At 37.2% G+C, this 17448-nt stretch carries 19 protein-coding genes and 1 other annotated feature; of the genes, 2 read left to right on the top strand and 17 right to left on the bottom strand.

Annotated features, from left to right (window positions below; genetic code table 11):
* Nucleotides 1-309 precede the first annotated feature (309 nt).
* From nadA to nadB, 3 genes are read right to left on the bottom strand one after another with little or no spacing between them, the layout of a single operon-like run.
* Nucleotides 310-1413 carry a quinolinate synthase NadA gene (gene nadA, locus MKX29_RS16095; protein WP_251162627.1) on the bottom strand — a complete coding sequence of 368 codons (1104 nt, stop codon included), beginning with the start codon at nucleotides 1411-1413 and terminating at the stop codon, nucleotides 310-312.
* Nucleotides 1400-2263 (bottom strand): carboxylating nicotinate-nucleotide diphosphorylase, encoded by an 864-nt coding sequence (gene nadC, locus MKX29_RS16090; protein ID WP_251162626.1) that lies wholly within the window; start codon nucleotides 2261-2263, stop codon nucleotides 1400-1402. The genes nadA and nadC overlap by 14 nt, the downstream gene beginning before the upstream one ends.
* Nucleotides 2217-3788, bottom strand: coding sequence for an L-aspartate oxidase (gene nadB / locus MKX29_RS16085; RefSeq protein WP_251162625.1), 1572 nt, complete (start codon nucleotides 3786-3788; stop codon nucleotides 2217-2219). The genes nadC and nadB overlap by 47 nt, the downstream gene beginning before the upstream one ends.
* A gap of 142 nt (nucleotides 3789-3930) precedes the next feature.
* Here nadB and MKX29_RS16080 point away from each other — a divergent pair, with 142 nt between their 5' ends.
* Entirely contained in the window at nucleotides 3931-5055 is a 1125-nt protein-coding gene (locus MKX29_RS16080; protein WP_341106546.1) for an IscS subfamily cysteine desulfurase, read from the top strand.
* 64 nt (nucleotides 5056-5119) lie between these two features.
* Nucleotides 5120-5665: a transcription repressor NadR gene (locus MKX29_RS16075; protein ID WP_224935860.1), complete on the top strand. Its 546-nt coding sequence runs from the start codon at nucleotides 5120-5122 to the stop codon at nucleotides 5663-5665.
* A gap of 63 nt (nucleotides 5666-5728) precedes the next feature.
* Here the strand turns inward: MKX29_RS16075 and pheA are convergent, their stop codons facing one another.
* The 14 genes from pheA to mreC form a co-directional block, all read right to left on the bottom strand.
* Nucleotides 5729-6598 (bottom strand): prephenate dehydratase, encoded by an 870-nt coding sequence (gene pheA, locus MKX29_RS16070; RefSeq protein ID WP_224935859.1) that lies wholly within the window; start codon nucleotides 6596-6598, stop codon nucleotides 5729-5731.
* A 341-nt stretch (nucleotides 6599-6939) separates the two neighbouring features.
* Nucleotides 6940-7395, bottom strand: coding sequence for an ACT domain-containing protein (locus MKX29_RS16065; RefSeq protein ID WP_095372413.1), 456 nt, complete (start codon nucleotides 7393-7395; stop codon nucleotides 6940-6942).
* A gap of 25 nt (nucleotides 7396-7420) precedes the next feature.
* Nucleotides 7421-8710: a GTPase ObgE gene (obgE, locus tag MKX29_RS16060; RefSeq protein ID WP_289434196.1), complete on the bottom strand. Its 1290-nt coding sequence runs from the start codon at nucleotides 8708-8710 to the stop codon at nucleotides 7421-7423.
* Nucleotides 8711-8820: 110 nt separating this feature from the next.
* Entirely contained in the window at nucleotides 8821-9363 is a 543-nt protein-coding gene (locus tag MKX29_RS16055; protein WP_095372411.1) for a sporulation initiation phosphotransferase B, read from the bottom strand.
* Between the two features lie 267 nt (nucleotides 9364-9630).
* A complete protein-coding gene (gene rpmA, locus MKX29_RS16050; protein WP_009333115.1) occupies nucleotides 9631-9924 on the bottom strand; it encodes a 50S ribosomal protein L27 in 294 nt (97 codons plus the stop codon).
* A 12-nt stretch (nucleotides 9925-9936) separates the two neighbouring features.
* On the bottom strand, nucleotides 9937-10266 hold the full coding sequence (locus MKX29_RS16045; RefSeq protein WP_224935857.1) for a ribosomal-processing cysteine protease Prp: 330 nt from the start codon (nucleotides 10264-10266) through the stop codon (nucleotides 9937-9939).
* Between the two features lie 12 nt (nucleotides 10267-10278).
* Nucleotides 10279-10587 carry a 50S ribosomal protein L21 gene (gene rplU / locus MKX29_RS16040; protein ID WP_095372409.1) on the bottom strand — a complete coding sequence of 103 codons (309 nt, stop codon included), beginning with the start codon at nucleotides 10585-10587 and terminating at the stop codon, nucleotides 10279-10281.
* Between the two features lie 13 nt (nucleotides 10588-10600).
* Nucleotides 10601-10680: a sequence feature (ribosomal protein L21 leader region), on the bottom strand.
* A 55-nt stretch (nucleotides 10681-10735) separates the two neighbouring features.
* Nucleotides 10736-12178 carry an Rne/Rng family ribonuclease gene (locus MKX29_RS16035; RefSeq protein ID WP_251162623.1) on the bottom strand — a complete coding sequence of 481 codons (1443 nt, stop codon included), beginning with the start codon at nucleotides 12176-12178 and terminating at the stop codon, nucleotides 10736-10738.
* A 17-nt stretch (nucleotides 12179-12195) separates the two neighbouring features.
* A complete protein-coding gene (locus MKX29_RS16030; RefSeq protein WP_224935855.1) occupies nucleotides 12196-13062 on the bottom strand; it encodes a M50 family metallopeptidase in 867 nt (288 codons plus the stop codon).
* Complete coding sequence (locus tag MKX29_RS16025) at nucleotides 13055-13834, bottom strand: M23 family metallopeptidase (RefSeq protein WP_095372406.1); 780 nt, start codon at nucleotides 13832-13834, stop codon at nucleotides 13055-13057. The genes MKX29_RS16030 and MKX29_RS16025 overlap by 8 nt, the downstream gene beginning before the upstream one ends.
* Nucleotides 13835-14266: 432 nt before the next feature.
* The gene (minD, locus tag MKX29_RS16020; protein WP_095372405.1) at nucleotides 14267-15070 is read right to left on the bottom strand and encodes a septum site-determining protein MinD; all 804 of its coding nucleotides are present in this window, start codon (nucleotides 15068-15070) and stop codon (nucleotides 14267-14269) included.
* Between the two features lies 1 nt (nucleotide 15071).
* Nucleotides 15072-15749, bottom strand: a complete 678-nt coding sequence (gene minC / locus MKX29_RS16015; protein WP_224935852.1) for a septum site-determining protein MinC — start codon at nucleotides 15747-15749, stop codon at nucleotides 15072-15074.
* Nucleotides 15750-16012: 263 nt separating this feature from the next.
* Nucleotides 16013-16531, bottom strand: a complete 519-nt coding sequence (gene mreD / locus MKX29_RS16010; RefSeq protein WP_341106538.1) for a rod shape-determining protein MreD — start codon at nucleotides 16529-16531, stop codon at nucleotides 16013-16015.
* The gene (gene mreC, locus MKX29_RS16005; protein WP_289434213.1) at nucleotides 16528-17424 is read right to left on the bottom strand and encodes a rod shape-determining protein MreC; all 897 of its coding nucleotides are present in this window, start codon (nucleotides 17422-17424) and stop codon (nucleotides 16528-16530) included. Before mreC ends, mreD begins: the two co-directional genes overlap by 4 nt.
* Between the last annotated feature and the right edge of the window lie 24 nt (nucleotides 17425-17448).

The raw sequence follows: 17448 nt of genomic DNA, 5'->3' as shown, positions 1-17448 counted from the left end.
CATCAATGATTATAACGAATCGGGATAAAAAGTAGCTGCCTAACACCTATAAATAGGTGCGGGCTCATACCTACTTCTCGACGAGTCCATATATTCTATGAAGGAATGGGCAAATTGCTAATAATCTTCAAAAAAACTTATGCAGAAATCATGAAAATTATGATAAACATTATAGGAAAGCACAAAAAAAGGATTTTTTTAATAAAAATTCTGAATACACTTATGAAAATGATTTTTTGTCCACAGAAACATTTATTAATTAATTTACCCATAAAAAAACTACCTAATGAAAGGTAGCCTTATTTCAATTTATTTTATCACCAACATGCGTGCTAAAGCTTGTTTTGCTCCTACAGCGATTTGATCATCAACCTTGATTTGATTTATGGGTTCGCCTTTCTCCAACATTTCTAAATTCCATGCCAAATGCATTAAATCAATGCGATTCATTGTCATACATGGACACATATGTGGATTTAATGAAACAATTTGTTTATCTGGATGTGATTGAATGAGACGATTGACTAAGTTCATTTCAGTGCCAATTGCCCACTGAGAACCTGGCTCACTCTTTTCTATTGCCTGAATAATATCATTCGTAGAACCATCCATATCAGACCGCTCAACAACTTCTCTTCTACACTCAGGATGAACAATGATTTTCATTTCTGGTCTGTTTTTTCGTATATCTTCGATGTTCCTTACTGTAAAATTCTCGTGAACTGAGCAATGACCTTTCCATAAAATCACTTTGACCTGCTCATTTCCTCCCTCAAATTCTAATCTATGTTGAATCGGATCCCAGACTGCCATTTCATCTAAAGAAATACCTAACTTATAGGCTGTATTTCTGCCAAGATGTTGATCCGGCAAGAACAAAATCCTTTCCTTTTGTTGGAGCGCCCATTTTACCACTTCTTCTGCATTAGAAGAAGTAACGGTTGCCCCACCATGTTCACCTACAAATGATTTGATGGCAGCTGTTGAATTTACATAAGTAAGCGGTAAAATGGTCTCCCCAAATCGTTCAGTTAATAGATGCCATCCTCTTTCTGTTTGATGGATATTAGCCATATCAGCCATGGAACAGCCCGCTCTCATATCCGGTAAATAGACTTTTTGATTTTTAGTTGTTAGGATATCGGCTGTTTCTGCCATAAAATGTACACCGCAAAACACGATAAACTCAGCTCGGGTATTCTGCGCACAAAATTGTGCTAATTTTAATGAATCACCTGTACTATCAGCAAATTGTATCACTTCATCTTTTTGATAATGGTGCCCTGGAATATACAGCTTGTCTCCAAATGTATCCTTCACGCGACGCACAATATTTTCTAACAGCACATTAGATAAAGAACGGTATTTTTCTGGTAAAATCGTTTGTTTTTCAATCGTGTCAAATAGATTCATTTCGTTTCTCCTTCTCGATCACAGACATTCTCACACTAATATCAAGTGCGGCAACAGAATGTGTTAAAGCACCAATTGAAATATAGTCAACACCTGTTTGCCCATACTTATGAAGTTCCTCTAAACCGATACCTCCTGAAGCCTCGGTTATAACACCTTTCGGCACATAAGTTATCCAATCTTCTATTTCTCTAGGTGTACAATTATCAAACATAATGACATCTACGCCAGCAGCAATCGCTTCATTCAATTGCGCTATACTCTCAATTTCGACCTCTATCTTAACCATATGACCAATTTTTGACTTCACACTTTCTACTGCTTTACTTATCGAGCCTGCAAAGCTTATATGATTATCTTTAATCATAACCGCATCATATAACCCGTAGCGGTGATTATAACCACCACCTGTTCGAACTGCATATTTCTCAAGCATCCTTAATCCAGGTGTTGTTTTTCTTGTATCGACAATGCGTGTATGTGTGCTATTTAATAAATCAACCGCTTTCTTTGTTTTCGTTGCGACTGCACACATTCGTTGCACCAAATTTAAAATTACACGTTCTCCCTTTAAAAGTGCTGAGATTGGTCCATACACTTTAAGCAAGACTTCTCCTTGATTAAACCACTCACCTTCCTGTTTGAAGAATTCAAAATGGCATTCATTAGATAACATGGGGAAGCCTACTGTTATGACCTCTCTACCGCAAAACACACCTCTATCCTTCGCTAGAAAAGTAATTGCACCTCTTTCGTGTTCTCCAAAGATCAATTCTGTCGTTAAATCTCTTTCACCAATATCTTCAATGAAGTAATGCTCTAATTGTTTGCGAAGTTTCAATGTATTCATCATGATCACCTTTCTTTTCATGCTTAATTTCTTGTTTCAACCATTCTTCCATTTCAATAGGAAAGTCCTCACGAAAATGTCCCCCTCTACTTTCATTCCGTTTAAGGGCTGATTTCGTAATGCATCTTGATATTTCCATCATAAAAACGATTTCAATTTCCTCTTGTGATAAATAATCTAATGATTGCGGGAGATGAAAGTGATTGAGATAACGTAACTGATCTTGTAAGTTGGCCTTATTCCTTACTATGCCAACATATTCCATCATTCGGTTTTGAATATCTTCTTTTGCAGGTAATCTTCCTTGGATATTCTCTTTCTTAATTTCAAAACGATAATCGCTTCTTTTACCTACGTCATAATCCTTACTCTTATTTATTTGCTGAGCCACTTTTTTACCAAAATACAAACCTTCTAAAAGAGAATTACTAGCTAAACGATTGGCTCCATGCACGCCCGTCCTTGCCACTTCCCCAATTGCATAAAGATGAGCAATACTTGTTTCGCCACTATCATTCGTCTTGACCCCACCCATAAGAAAGTGGGCACCAGGCGATACTGGTATTAATTGATTTTCAACAATAACGCCATTGGCTTCACATAATTTACTAATAGTCGGAAATCGAGTAGTGAATCGTGCCACCTGCTGGATATTTAAATAAACTTTTCTACCTTGCTTCATAGCTTGATAAATTTCTTGAGCGACAATATGCCTCGGAGCCAAATCCTCAAGTGGGTGAATACCCTTCATTATCGGAATTCCTTGTTCATCAACTAAAACGCCACCTTCCCCACGAACAGCTTCAGAAATAAGACCTTTCGTTTCACCATCCACGTATAATAAAGTCGGATGGAATTGAATAAATTCAAGATCCGTTAATATAGCCCCTGCCCGATGTGCAAGAGCTAAACCATCACCGGTAACAACAGGGCTATTAGATGTATATTGAAACAATTGACCACACCCACCAGTTGCTAAAACCACATGTTTGGCGAAAATGATATGGGTTTCGTCTTCTTTTTTTACTTTTACGCCATAGCAAATTTTTCGTTTAACGAGGAGCTCATAAACAAATGCATTTGTTATTACTTCAATATGTCTAGGTAATTGACTGATCATAAAATCAACAAGATGCTTCCCCGTCGCATCGCCGCCACTATGCACAATTCTTTTTTTACAATGCGCTCCTTCTAACCCAAGAGATAATTCCCCGTTTGTATTCTCATCAAATGGAAAGCCTTGTGCACTTAACTCATGAATTAAATCAGGCGCCTCCTTTGTTAAAGCTTCCACAACCTGTTCCTCATTGTGATAGCGTCCAGCATTCAAAGTATCTTGTAGATGGAATGCCCAATCATCCTCTTTACTGAGCGAAGCAGCAACCCCTCCTTGTGCTAAATAAGAATTACTACTTCTGATATCTGACTTTGTGATAATTATCACATGCAAATCATTACGTATTTTTTGTGCTAATTGAAGAGCAGCTAGACCACTCCCAATAATAACCACATCTAAACTTTTCATTGTGATCCTCCTGACAGTAAACTATTCAGGTTAAATTAACATATGTCTTGACACCTATATTTACACAGATTTAAACTGATGACAAGAGTTTTTAACAATATTTATTTCTCCTTCTATCAAAAACAAAGGAATGAAGCCATTTATGATTTACTTAGACTATGCCGCCACCTGCCCCTTATCAAAAGAAGCGGCAGATGCATATGTAAGAACTGCTACTGAATTCTATGGAAACACAGAAAGCTTTCATGATATAGGCAGTCGGGCACATGATTTACTAGAACAATGCCGTTTGACACTAGCTTCTTTTCTACATGTACCGAGTAGTGGAATTTATTTTACAAGTGGAGGGACGGAAAGTAACCTTATTTGTATCCGATCTCTTTTAACCTTAACGGATACAAAAGGACATATTATTACCACTTTAGCTGAGCACTCTTCTATTTCTAACTTTTTATCTATACTTGAAGATAATGATTATGAGGTGACTTATCTACCATTTGATCATAATGGTCAAATTGATTGTAAGCAATTCGCGGCCGCTATTAGGCCAGATACCATTCTTGCTATTATTCAACATGCCAATAGTGAACTTGGTTCAATCCAACCAATCGAGGAAGTAAGCGCATTATGTAAAATTCATCAAATCTTCCTTCATTGTGACTGTGTCCATTCCTTTACGAAAGTAGATATCACTCATGTGAGCCAAGCCGTTGATAGTCTTGCTATATCTGCCCATAAATTTTACGGACCAAAAGGAGCAGGTTTAGCCTATATACATCCTGCACATCCCATTCGTGGCTTACTACCTAATACTTCACATGAAAAGGGATTGAGGCCAGGTACAGTCAATCTACCAGCTATAGTCGCTATGACAATAGCTGCAGATGAAAGCATGAAAACATGGAAACAAACAAGAACGCACGCACAAATCCTTCGCGAAGCTTTCATCACTCATTGTGCCCATTTTGACTCTATTATTTATGAGGCACCAAGAGAAAGACAAATCCCATCTACTATAGGGATGCGAATACCTAGAATTGAAGGACAGTATGTGATGTTAGAAGCGAACCGCAAAGGCTTTTGCATTGCTACTGGTAGTGCTTGTGCGACCAATGCGCAAATGCCATCCACAGCTATGTCTGCCATCGGGGTTAATGGAAAAGCAGCGAAAGAATTTTTCAGAATATCTACTGGAACAGAAACCTCGAAAGAACAATTAATCGCACTTGCCGAATTTCTAGCAACATTAAAGGAAAGCATGGGATAACTTTATTTATACTGGATTCCTATGGTAAAATTATTGATTATGGTTATAGTAGAGGGGATTAAGAATGAGCGAACAAAAAAAGGTGCTTGGAGAAGACAGACGGATGAAACTACTCCAATTATTGAAGGAAAGTGAAGAGCCTATTACAGGTAGTGAACTAGCAGCAAAATACCATGTTAGCAGACAAGTAATCGTTGGTGATATTACACTGTTAAAAGCAAGAAATGAACCAATTATTGCCACAAGTCAAGGATACTTAAGGTTAAATCATACTTCACCACATCCGGTAGCTACAAGAACAATAGCTAGTAACCATTCACCTGAACAAACAGAAGAAGAGTTAAACTTACTTGTTGATCATGGCGTCACCGTAAAAGATGTCACCATCGAGCATCCAGTATATGGTGATTTGACAGCATCTATTATGGTTTCTGACCGCAAAGAAGTAAAACAGTTTATGAAGAAAATTCATTCTACTCAATCTAGTTATTTATCAGAATTAACAGGTGGGATTCATTTACACACGATTACGAGCAGCAGTGAAGCAAAGCTTGATGAAGCAGAAGAGGCATTGAAAAAATCAGGATTTCTTATCGAAATAGATACATAATACTTGCTAGGAAATAGTACTTGATAAAAAGAAAGTAGAGCATGCACTCTACTTTCTTTTTTGTTATTTATGAGTCAATTCTTCTATCTTCCCGAGTTGATATGAAGGATAACTACCTAAAATTTGCACTTTGCAACCTAAAGCCTCTAATTCCGCTTTCACGCCTGGAATAAGCACATCATCTATTTTCTGGTCGATATCAATAATAAAGAAATAATTCCCTAATCCTGTTTTCATTGGTCTTGACTCGATTTTTGATAAATTTAAATTTCTCCATGAAAAGGCAGATAGCACTTGGTGAAGGGCCCCAGCACGATCATCAGGTAACGAGACCATTACAGTTGTCTTATATCCTTTTGACTTCTGCGCTGTCTTGAGGTGACAATCTTGCTTTGCCACTACAATAAACCGTGTATGATTATGTGAATAATCATGAATATCTTTGTGAGCTATTGTTAATTGATATTCTTCTGCTGCTAAAGCATTGGCTATTGCAGCAACCTTTTCGTCAGGATGTTCACTTACATATTTTGCAGCTGCAGCCGTTGATGTCATATTAACAAGTTCAACATCTTTTAAAGTCGAATGTAGGAACCGATGGCATTGTGCAATCGCATGAGAATGACTATATACCGTTTGAATATCTTCTAGTTTTTGGCTAGGGTGAATAAGTAAATGTTGTCTAATAGGGATGGTCATTTCACCCACAATTGGGTAAAGTGCCTCATGAACTAAATAATCTAAAGTAATATTAACTGATCCTTCTAAAGCATTTTCAATTGGTACAACAGCTAAATCAATTTCATCATTTGCTAAAGAATCTAAACAAGCAGGAATGGTCGCTTGTGGAATTGCTCTATCTTCTGGAAATAACCCGCGAACGGCTATATCTGTAAAAGTAGCAACTGGTCCTAAGAAGCCTATTTTTTTCATTGTGAACACCTTTCATCAGTAGCTTCATTCTATGTAGCCACAACAAATTTGAATTATGAAAAAACTCATTATACTATACTTTAACACTTTAGTTTATGGATGTAAAAGAGGTTTTTTATCTTTTTTATAAGATATCTTTCTTTTTAAAATCGAGATCGTTTATATGAACTGTCGATGCGTAAACCTATACGTTTTGACTTGCCTATTATTTCATTGCCTCTGACTCGTTTCTACATGTACGTTTGAAACTTCACCAGTTTATTTTACTAAGCTGTTCGAGTAATTCATTTTAGGTATAATAATCCCCTTATTAAAATGAATAAGACGCAAGAGTTTTTAACTCATGCGCCTGAACTTAATACTTCTACTTTATCTACAAATTCTAGTTTCCTTAAATCGGATAATAAATGATCGATTCCTACCGCCATATCAGCAACATTTAGTGATAAGGTGACATTGGCACGACCTAAAATCGGAATGGTTTGATGGATGGTTAATACATTACAACCTGATCCAGCCACAATACTTAATAATTGTGACAATGTGCCCGACCGATCCTCCAAATGAAAAAACAATGTAATAATTCTTTCCTTCACGATTGTATGAAAAGGAAAAACAGTATCGCGATATTTATAAAATGCGCTGCGACTCAAATCTACCTTATGGACAGCGTCCCAGACAGACTCTGCTTTTCCCCTTTCAATCATTTCTTTTGCATCCAAAGTCTTTTTCATAGCCTCAGGCAATACATCTTCTCGGACAAGGAAGAATTTTTTATCTAATTTATCCTGTTTCATCTTTCACCTCATTGAAATTTTAAGGTTAGTCAATAAATTCAAATTCATAATCTAATAACTTGACGATATCCCCGTCTTTTGCACCTTTTTCGCGTAATGCTTCATCTACACCCATCCCTCTTAATTGACGGGCGAAACGTCTAACCGATTCATCTCTGCTAAAATCAGTCATCTTAAATAATTTCTCAACTGCATCACCTGACACAATAAAGTCACCAGCTGAATCTCTTGTAATCGTAAATTCTACTTGATCTGCTTCATGTTTATAAAGTACACGGTGAACACCTGTATCCTCTTCTTCATGTTCAAGTGGGAATTCTGGTGTTTCTTCTACCTTATCTGCAATCGCAAATAATAACTCACGTAGACCAGATCTTGTAACAGCAGAGATCGGGAAAATTGGATACTCCTCTTCAAGTTGCTCCTTAAATGCCGCTAAGTGTTCTTCTGCATCAGGCATGTCCATCTTGTTAGCTACAATAATTTGTGGACGTTCTGTTAAACGTAAATTATATTCCTGTAATTCATTATTGATTGTCACATAATCTTCGTAAGGATCTCTGCCTTCCATTCCTGACATATCAATCACATGAACAATTACTCGTGTACGTTCAATATGTCTTAAAAATTGATGTCCAAGGCCAACTCCAGAATGAGCACCTTCAATTAACCCAGGTAAATCAGCCATGACAAAACTACGATTATCTTCTGTTTCTACCATACCCAAATTAGGAACGATTGTCGTAAAATGATACGCGCCAATTTTTGGCCTAGCAGCAGAAACGACAGAAAGTAAAGTCGACTTACCAACACTTGGGAATCCAACTAGCCCAACATCTGCAAGCAATTTCAACTCAAGCATAACTTCTCTATCTTGACCTGGCTCTCCATGTTCTGATAATTCCGGTGCAGGATTGGCAGGTGTAGCGAACCTTGAATTTCCACGACCTCCACGGCCACCTTTTGCTATGATTGCCTGTTGGCCATGCTCAGTTAAATCTGCAATTACTTCACCAGTCTCAGCATCCGTAACCACAGTTCCCGGCGGTACTTTTATAAACATGTCCTTCGAGTTTCTGCCATGCTGATTTTTAGACATTCCGTGCTCACCACGTTCCGCTTTGAAATGTCGTTTATATCTAAAATCCATTAGCGTTCTTAAACCTTCTTCAACAATAAAGACAACATTCGCGCCCTTACCACCGTCCCCACCAGCTGGACCGCCTTTAGGAACATATTTTTCACGACGAAAGGCTACCATTCCGTTCCCACCGTCGCCACCTTTTACATACACCTTGACCTGATCGACAAACATAAGATCTATTTCCTCCTATTCAAAAGATGCACATGAATATGAACACCCATGACTCTCGCTGTTTATAATATCTTTTACTGACTAGCTTTTTACTATTAAATAAATCCACTTTACTTCTCTTCAAAAAGAACAAAGAAATCAAATGATATTTCATCTTCTGTTAAGCGCCTCACTGTAAGCCCCATACTTGTTGATTGCTCTAGTAAAAATAAGCGAATCTGCTGCATATAAGTAATTGTTCCACTAAAATCAAAAAAGAAACGGACACCCTGCTTTTCTGGATTAATTGATATAGATAAATGATTATCAGCAAATGGCTGTACAGCATCATTTAAGCAAGAGAAAAAAGATCTTGTCCAATCAGTTAAACTTTTATCATCCAGTTGATCACATTTGAATACTTCATAAACGTCATACTCTAATTGAAATTTTGGATTTCGCCAATTGTACGTAAATAAAAGTGAAGCAAATTGAGGCATTTGTAGGTTTGATAACTTTGCCTCTTGTTGCGCTTCCACAACAATTTCATCAATAATTTCTTTTGCCCGTTCCACCTTATTTAAGCTTAAATTGCCTTTAATTAGTTGTATTTTATTTAACCAATCATGCCTTGCATGACGTAGCACTTCAACAATATCCCAATCTTTTTCCATAATTGACTCCTACATCTTCTTTTATGGTCCTCAGCCATTACATTGATATGGTGTTAGTATAACAAAAAAAACCCATAGCCGTATGTACCTTAGCAAAAAGAAAGGTAAGAATTTTTAAATCTGCCCCTATATTTAAGGTTCCATCAATAGAATTGCATAAAAAGTAGCGGACTTTTATCAAAAGAGGACAGTTTGAGGAGAATATATGTGGGATGAATGACATGAAGAGAACTCTAACCATTAATGGTTAGAGTTCTCCACTCAATCTTATGCTTCTTGAGCTGCAGGGTATACGCTAACTTGCTTACGGTCACGTCCAAGACGCTCAAATTTTACAACTCCGTCCACTTTCGCGAAAAGAGTATCGTCTCCACCTTTACCCACGTTTACACCTGGGTAAATTTTCGTACCGCGTTGACGGTAAAGAATAGAACCACCAGTAACGAATTGACCATCTGCACGCTTAGCACCTAAGCGCTTAGAGATTGAGTCACGTCCGTTCTTTGTAGAACCTACTCCTTTTTTAGATGCGAACAACTGAAGATCTAATTTTAATAGCATGAAATCCACCTCCTACTGTTTGAAGGTTATTTTTATATTTTCCGGATAGTTCTCAACGATCGTTTGCAATGAGACAACCATTCCCTCAAGCAATAATTGGACTTTTTCTTCTATATCTTGAGCAAGATCGCTCGGAAGAATACAGGATAATAGTCCAGATTCCATTTGAATATGCGGGGTAACTCCCGCTAACTGATGGATGCTATTAACGCACCCAACTGAAACAGCTGATACACCTGCACAGACAATGTCCTCACCATTATTAGCAAACAGGGCATGACCACTTATTTCAAATGATTGTATGAGTCCAGAACGATTACGATGAATGCTTACATCAATCATCAATCATCAACCTTATGCGTTGATTTTATCAATCACAACTTTAGTGTACGGTTGACGGTGACCTTGTTTCTTATGATAGTTTTTCTTTGCTTTGTATTTGAATACAGTGATTTTCTTCGCACGACCTTGTTTTTCAACTTTAGCCGTAACTGAAGCACCATCAACAACTGGGCTTCCAACTTTCACACTGTCTCCACCTACGAAAAGAACCTTTTCAAAAGTAACTGTTTCGCCTGCTTCTGCGTTAAGCTTTTCGATGTAGATTGTTTGACCTTCTTCTACACGGATTTGCTTACCACCAGTTTCAATAATTGCGTACATAACTGCACCTCCTCTTAAGACTAAGACTCGCCATCCCAGGTGTCCTGCCAAAGCAGAAGCTTAATGACCTTTTCTGCGCGGTTGTAGCATGGGCGCTACAAACATAACATCAAAATGTTATCATACACATACTGTACTGTCAATACGATTACACTTGCATTTCTTTCAAAGGACCAAATCTTTTTATATGATAGCTTGGTTTTGGGCGATCAATGAAATCGAAAACAATGTGTTTCGCACAGCTTTCTTCTAATTGCTGTAACTCCTCTTTAGTGTATACAGCCACGACATCCCTTGTCACCTCTATAAGAACCGCTTCCTCATCACGGGTCCGATACGACCACAATTCTCTCTCTAAACGAAAGGCAACCGTTTCTGCGCGCAATACCTTACCCGTCCCATGACAAACTGTACAATTCTCTTGTAAAGCTTCAGAAAGAGACACCTTCGTTTTCTTTCTCGTCAATTGTAAAATACCAAGAGGTGTAAATCCAATTACTTTTATTTGTCTTTCATCGGTAGCTAGGGCCTCTTTTATAACAGATAAAATATGTATTCTATCCTGCTCTTTTTCCATACTAATAAAATCTATCAGTATCATTCCTGCTAAGTCCCTGATACGTATTTGTCTCGCTACCTCCCTTGCCGCTAATTCATTTGTTTTTAAGACCGTATCTTGCAATTGGTGTTTTCCAGAAAATTTACCTGTGTTCACATCAATAATAGCTAACGCTTCTGTTTCATCAAAAATCAGATAAGCACCATTATCTAACCACACAATTCTTTTTAATGCTTTTTCAATTTCACGTTCGAGACCATAGGCTGTAAAGATAGCTTCTTGATTCGTATGAAGTTGAAATGTGACATTGTCTTTAGGTTGTAACTGCTTTTTGACAGTAGCATCATCCACAATTACTTCCCCACTTTTCATTTTTTGTATGACTTGACGTAATTTATGTAAAAATTGATCTTCTGTTTGAACTACACCGGGTCTTTTTATTAAGAGAGAAGCGGCATGGAGTTGCTGATATTTCACACGCAATTGTGTTAATTCTTTTTCCAGTACAGCCATATCAACATCTTTCGCAGCAGTCCTAATCACTAGACCTTCCTTTGCTTCGAGCAACCTCGCACAGTTTTGCTTTAATTGTTCTCTGACACTCTGATTAGTAATTTTCTTGGATACAGCAAGATAATTCCCAAACGGCAAATAGACCATATAATTGCCTTGCAATTCAACGATCCCAGTTAACCTTGGTCCTTTCGTTCCCGTTTGATCCTTTTCTACTTGTACAAGTAACCTTTCCCCTTGATGGACAAAAGAAGAAAGGTTACGTTTTTCCTTCTTATCATCATCTTCAAGTGCATAACTTTGTAATTTATCCTTATGCAAAAAGCCACTCTTTTCTTCACCAATATTGACAAAGAGTGCATTTAACCCCGGCATTACCTTTTCAACTATGCCTAGATAGATATTCCCTACTTTTGTCTCGAGTTGTAAAGGTTCAATATACAATTCTTCAACTTCATTTTGATCGAGCAGGGCATACCTTTTTTCTCTATTTATTGTATTGATCACTAATCTTTTCAAATCTACTTTCCTCGCTTCTAATAAACATACACTAAGTCACTTATTTGAGCTGACACATTCTTTTCCGCAAAGTACGCATGTAATAACTCATTTTCATCTAGCACACTCTTTTCTTTATTCCCCGTCTCAACAATAATCGAGTGTTTACAACCACGTTGAAATTTCTCGAGCACTTTCATGATTGGTTCAGATTCTTGAACGACTAACGGTTTTAATTTACGTAGTTCACTATGCTTTCCATAGTATCGTTCCAATAAGAACCGCATAAATATATATCTGCGCTGTTTCCATTCATAGTATAAGGAAAAAAGTAAGAATGCAAGGATGATGCAAATATTAATATTAAAAGGGAGAATCCAAAGAGAAGCAATTAAAAACAATATGAGCATAAAAATAGACAGCTGTAACGCCTTCCTATGTGCATCACCAAATGCATAAAAATAAGACAAATACAAAAAGACTAGTTTTCCACCATCCAATGGCCAAATCGGAAGCAAATTAAAAAGTAAGATCATCAAGTTATACTGGACAAACAAAGAAAAGAACTCAGGTGTGACTAGCTGCCATTCAAAACATAGGAAGGCAACAGCAATCATCCAAACATGCTGTATAGGCCCTGCTAAAATTACCATTAACTCTTCTTTTAATGGACGATTGCCATGTTCGTCCATCTCTGCCACACCGCCAAATGGAAGTAACACAATGCTTTTTATTCTCCAAGAAAAAAACTGTGCGGCCACAGCATGTCCTATTTCATGAACAAAAATAATCAATAGTAAAAGAAAAAGCTCGTTGAAATGAGAAGTGATAATAGCTAATCCGACTACCAACCAGAGTAAAGGATGGATACGTATCTGCTTAAAAAGTAAGATCCATTTATTCAAAAGGAATCACCTGTGAAGGATCAACAAAGTCATCCCCTTTTTTAATGGCAAAATAAAACAGGCCTTTCCCATCCTCTTTAGTAGCCGCTTCTCCTACTTCTGCACTTTTTTCAACATAGTCATATGCTTTTACATCAATTTCAGCTAAATTCCCATACCAAGATTGACTTTGATCGGCATGTTGAATGATAACGGTTTGTCCAAACCCAGGTTTTTCGCCAATAAATTCAACGACTCCTCCATTTGCAGCCTCTACTTTCTCACCCATGTTTGTTTCAATCGAAATTTTTTGACCATCTTGCTCAAAGGCTTGTAATACCTTGCCTGTTGCTGGTAAGCTTGGTTGCGCTTCCTCAACAGATTCTTCTGTCTGTTTCTGCTTTGGCAAAAGGGCAAAGGTTTGTCCGAATTGCTCTTCATACCAATTAATAACAGTAGCAAACTGAAAATTCTTATCCATTGCCTCTACAACAAAGGCTTTCGGCTTTTCAAAAATTGCTCCATCATTTTTAAACATAATGGCCACTATGAGGAATAAGCAGGCTGATACGAGCACTTTAAATAGAAAAACTTCCTTTTTAAATAATGGGTGATTCGTATTTGAATCTTTAGGAGGTGGACTATCATATGAGGGAAGTTGGTCAAATCCATGCCTCTCCTCATCTTGCAACCAATTCATTTTTTTCGATTTTTTTTGAACAGGCTTATTCTTCTCCATCTCTTTTTTTCTTTTAGCCATCCGTTTTCTTATATCATCAGCTCTTGAGCTCATTATAACTTCCCACCTATTCATCAGCATTTGTACAAGTCTATGATGAGAGGTTTTTAAGTATGACAGATAGATAAGGGAGAAGTTTTTTTGTGTTGTCAAACACCTAGTTGTAGTTGGAGAGCTACCCTCTTATAAATGATCACTATATCTGTGTTTATTCTTAGACTGTTGATAGTGAATCCTTTTATTATGAACGATCTAACTCTTAGAGTGCTTTCTATAGAAGAAGATAGGGGTACTAACAGGGGTAATTGACTATACGTCGCTTTTTTGATAAAAAGCTTACATTTCTGCAATTGAATGGATGGTGCATTTGGACCGTTTGCTGTACTTCTTATTATTCTTAGCAGAATATTCCATATTCCTATTTCTTTTCCCATGACAAATATTAAGAAATCCTTAGTGACAACAGATCACTAAGGATTTCATTTGTTATTTTACTTTGAAGAAGTTCTTTATCTTTGTAAAAACACCGGTATTCTCTTCTTGAAGTTGTTGAAGTGGTACAGACTCGCCAAGAATTCTGCGGGCAATATTTCGATAAGCAATAGAGGCGATATTATTTGGATCCATTGCGATGGGTTCTCCTTGATTTGTCGCCCGAATCACTTGATCATCATCCGCTACAATGCCTAATAATTCTAAATCGAGGTGTCTCGTAATATCATCAATATCCATCGTATCACGGTTTTTCATAAGTTGTGGTCGGATACGATTAATAACTAACCTTGGACGTTCGATATGATCTTCTTGCTCTAACAACCCGATAATGCGATCGGCATCGCGTACCGCTGTTGCCTCTGGTGTAGTTACAACAATCGCTTTTGTTGCTCCTGAAACGGCATTACGATAGCCTTGTTCAATCCCCGCAGGACAATCAATAATAATATAATCAAAATCCTGCTTTAAATCGTCTATTAATATTTTCATTTCGTCCGGGTCAACCGCATTCTTATCACTTGTTTGTGCCGCAGGCAGGAGATAAAGAAGATCATCAAAGCGTTTATCCTTCACAAGGGCTTGCTGCATCTTACAACGCCCCTTAACTACATCCACTAAATCATAAATAATACGGTTTTCAAGGCCCATAACAACATCAAGATTTCTTAGTCCAATATCTGTATCCACAAGGCACACTCTTTTTCCTTGCAGGGCTAATGCTGTACCAATATTTGCAGATGTTGTTGTTTTACCAACGCCGCCTTTTCCGGATGTAATGACTATCGCTTCTCCCACTCTAGAATCCCCCTTGCAAATTCGATATATTTGGTCTTACATGTACCAATACTTGTAGTCTGTCGATAATGATTTGCTGCTCTTCATTCATATAAGCACATTCCATTTCGCGACTGTTTTCATCTTGTTTTTCATCAGGCGCACGAGTGATACTATCACAAATTCGAAGCTGTGTCGGTTTCATAATAGAAGCTGATATCACAGCCTCCTGGTTACCATAGTAACCCGCATGTGCAATTCCTTTTAGCTCGCCCATAATAAAAATATTGCCACCAGCTCTTACTGTTCCTCCGGGGTTTACATCTCCAATGAGCAATAAATCCCCCGGGACTTCAATCACTTGACCTGACCGAACAATTTTTGTTATAGAGACGATTTCATTTGCTTGCTTTTGCTTTTCAGCCTCATCCTTTGTCAGTACATTAGAAAGCACAGACTCCACAACAAGATTTTTCTTTTGCCTGATTAACTCTTTTATCTCTTCCTCTTGAGAGGAGGTTAAATAGCGATTACCTGTATGTACAAGGACAGATATCAATTTATCTTCTTGACTTTTACTACTCTCTATTAATTTATGATTTAATTCTTTTTTAAGTTCCTCATAAGAACAGGCATCATCAAGATGGAGTGTAATCCCATCCTTTGTGCCCTTCATCGTTACATTTTGTCTTTTATTCATTTCAAGATGTTCACCTCAAGAAAGACAAGAACAGATCCATTCTGTTATCTCGCCTCATTCTGATTCTCAATACATATTGTAGGAATAAATTCGACATCAGTTTGCAAAATCCTTTTTTCTTGCAAACTCAATCTTCACTCTGGTTGAAAAGAATAATTATATGGCAAAAGAAACCGGATAACCGGTTTCTAAAGTTGCCTGCAAACAGTCATTCAACTTTATTTCTTCGTTTTTCTTCATTATTGACTAGAACAGACTTAACATTATAACGATAGTCGTTCAACATATTTTTCAAAATATTTCTTCAATGGAAAAATGACTATGACGATAAAAATGAGGTTCAATATAAGTGTTGGAATGAATCTCATAAAGATAAAATCCGAGAATCCCATTGTTGTAATACTAATAATATAGTTGACCCCATAAGATCCTAGCTCCATTAATGCTACACCAAAAAGTGTAATGATTGTCGTCACAATAAGATTATTCTGTAAGATCTTCATTAGTTGATACACAATATAAGTGACAACTGGAAATAAAAATAGGTTAATACCGATAATTTCAGTATAAACAATGTCAAACAGCAATCCAAAAATAAAAGCGTAAAGTAAACCTAGTTTCCTCGAGCCAAAAATAACTAAAAGCATAATTGCTCCAAGTAAAAAATGAGGGATAAGCCATCTCTCATTTGCAAACATCTCTGTTGGAGCGACCATAAGGGCAAATGTACTTTCAATGACGAATAAGAAAATAAATAAGAGAGGGAGAAGATATTTTCTCAACTTTCTTCCTCCTCATTTAATTCTTCAAGCTCTTCTTGAATCTCTGGATTAATGCTGTTAAGTTTCGTTACCATTACATGTTGAATGTCATATAGGTCCGCATTCGGCTCAATATATGCAGTTTGTGTAAGGCCATATTCCGCAGGTGTAACCTCAACAACTTTTCCAATTGGCAAGCCTTCAGGGAATACCCCACCATAACCAGATGTCACTACCATTTGCCCTTTTTCTACTTTTGCATCATAAGGTATCTTCGTCATAAGCAAACGTTTTGTTTTTTCATCGTAGCCTTCAATTAAACCAAAAGTTTCTTCTTTTTTCTCACCATCTTGAACAACAGCTGAAATACGGTTCGTTGGATCTTTAGAACTCACCAGCTGAATCGTGGACGTAAAGGTTTGTGCACTTTTCACCTTACCAATGAGTCCATTAGCTGTAATAACCGCCATATTTGCCTCAATACCGTCTCTGGTTCCTTTATTTATGGTAAGCTTTTCTTCCCACCTTAAAGGATTTCTACCGATTACTGTAGCCTGTATAGGTTCATAGTCGGTTAAACTATCTTCTTTTTCTAGTATTTCACGAAGCTCAGCATTATCCTTTTCTAACAATTGTACCTCTGCCTCTAAAAATGCTAGTTTATCTAATCTAGATTTCAGTTCTTTATTTTCTTCATATGTATTTTGCAAGTCTTGAACATTTTCAAAGAAACCAGCAATGTACTGTGTTGGACCGGCAACAATGTTCTGCACCCATCCCGTCATATCTTTTAAAAACTGTTCTGGCCATGTAACACTATCTCTCTCTCTTAAAGAAAAGCCTATCAACGATACGAGAATAATGATACTTACAAGCAAAATAATCAGGCGTTTATTCAGAAAGAACTGTGGCATGCTAAACACCTCGATTGTTATATT

Origin of the sequence: Cytobacillus sp. FSL R7-0696 (assembly GCF_038006865.1) — a bacterium.
Classification (GTDB): Bacteria; Bacillota; Bacilli; order Bacillales; family Cytobacillaceae; genus Cytobacillus; species Cytobacillus kochii.
This window is presented reverse-complemented; position numbering and strand designations above follow the sequence as displayed.

Coding starts and splice junctions, on each gene's coding strand:
- MKX29_RS16025 (WP_095372406.1), bottom strand. CDS start 13,834: ATGAGCTCAAGAGCTGATGATATAAGAAAACGGATGGCTAAAAGAAAA.
- nadA (WP_251162627.1), bottom strand. CDS start 1,413: ATGAATCTATTTGACACGATTGAAAAACAAACGATTTTACCAGAAAAA.
- MKX29_RS16045 (WP_224935857.1), bottom strand. CDS start 10,266: ATGATTGATGTAAGCATTCATCGTAATCGTTCTGGACTCATACAATCA.
- mreC (WP_289434213.1), bottom strand. CDS start 17,424: ATGCCACAGTTCTTTCTGAATAAACGCCTGATTATTTTGCTTGTAAGT.
- obgE (WP_289434196.1), bottom strand. CDS start 8,710: ATGTTTGTCGATCAGGTCAAGGTGTATGTAAAAGGTGGCGACGGTGGG.
- MKX29_RS16055 (WP_095372411.1), bottom strand. CDS start 9,363: ATGGAAAAAGATTGGGATATTGTTGAAGTGCTACGTCATGCAAGGCAT.
- rplU (WP_095372409.1), bottom strand. CDS start 10,587: ATGTACGCAATTATTGAAACTGGTGGTAAGCAAATCCGTGTAGAAGAA.
- MKX29_RS16075 (WP_224935860.1), top strand. CDS start 5,120: ATGAGCGAACAAAAAAAGGTGCTTGGAGAAGACAGACGGATGAAACTA.
- MKX29_RS16065 (WP_095372413.1), bottom strand. CDS start 7,395: ATGAAACAGGATAAATTAGATAAAAAATTCTTCCTTGTCCGAGAAGAT.
- nadB (WP_251162625.1), bottom strand. CDS start 3,788: ATGAAAAGTTTAGATGTGGTTATTATTGGGAGTGGTCTAGCTGCTCTT.
- rpmA (WP_009333115.1), bottom strand. CDS start 9,924: ATGCTATTAAAATTAGATCTTCAGTTGTTCGCATCTAAAAAAGGAGTA.
- nadC (WP_251162626.1), bottom strand. CDS start 2,263: ATGAATACATTGAAACTTCGCAAACAATTAGAGCATTACTTCATTGAA.
- pheA (WP_224935859.1), bottom strand. CDS start 6,598: ATGAAAAAAATAGGCTTCTTAGGACCAGTTGCTACTTTTACAGATATA.
- minC (WP_224935852.1), bottom strand. CDS start 15,749: ATGAATAAAAGACAAAATGTAACGATGAAGGGCACAAAGGATGGGATT.
- MKX29_RS16080 (WP_341106546.1), top strand. CDS start 3,931: ATGATTTACTTAGACTATGCCGCCACCTGCCCCTTATCAAAAGAAGCG.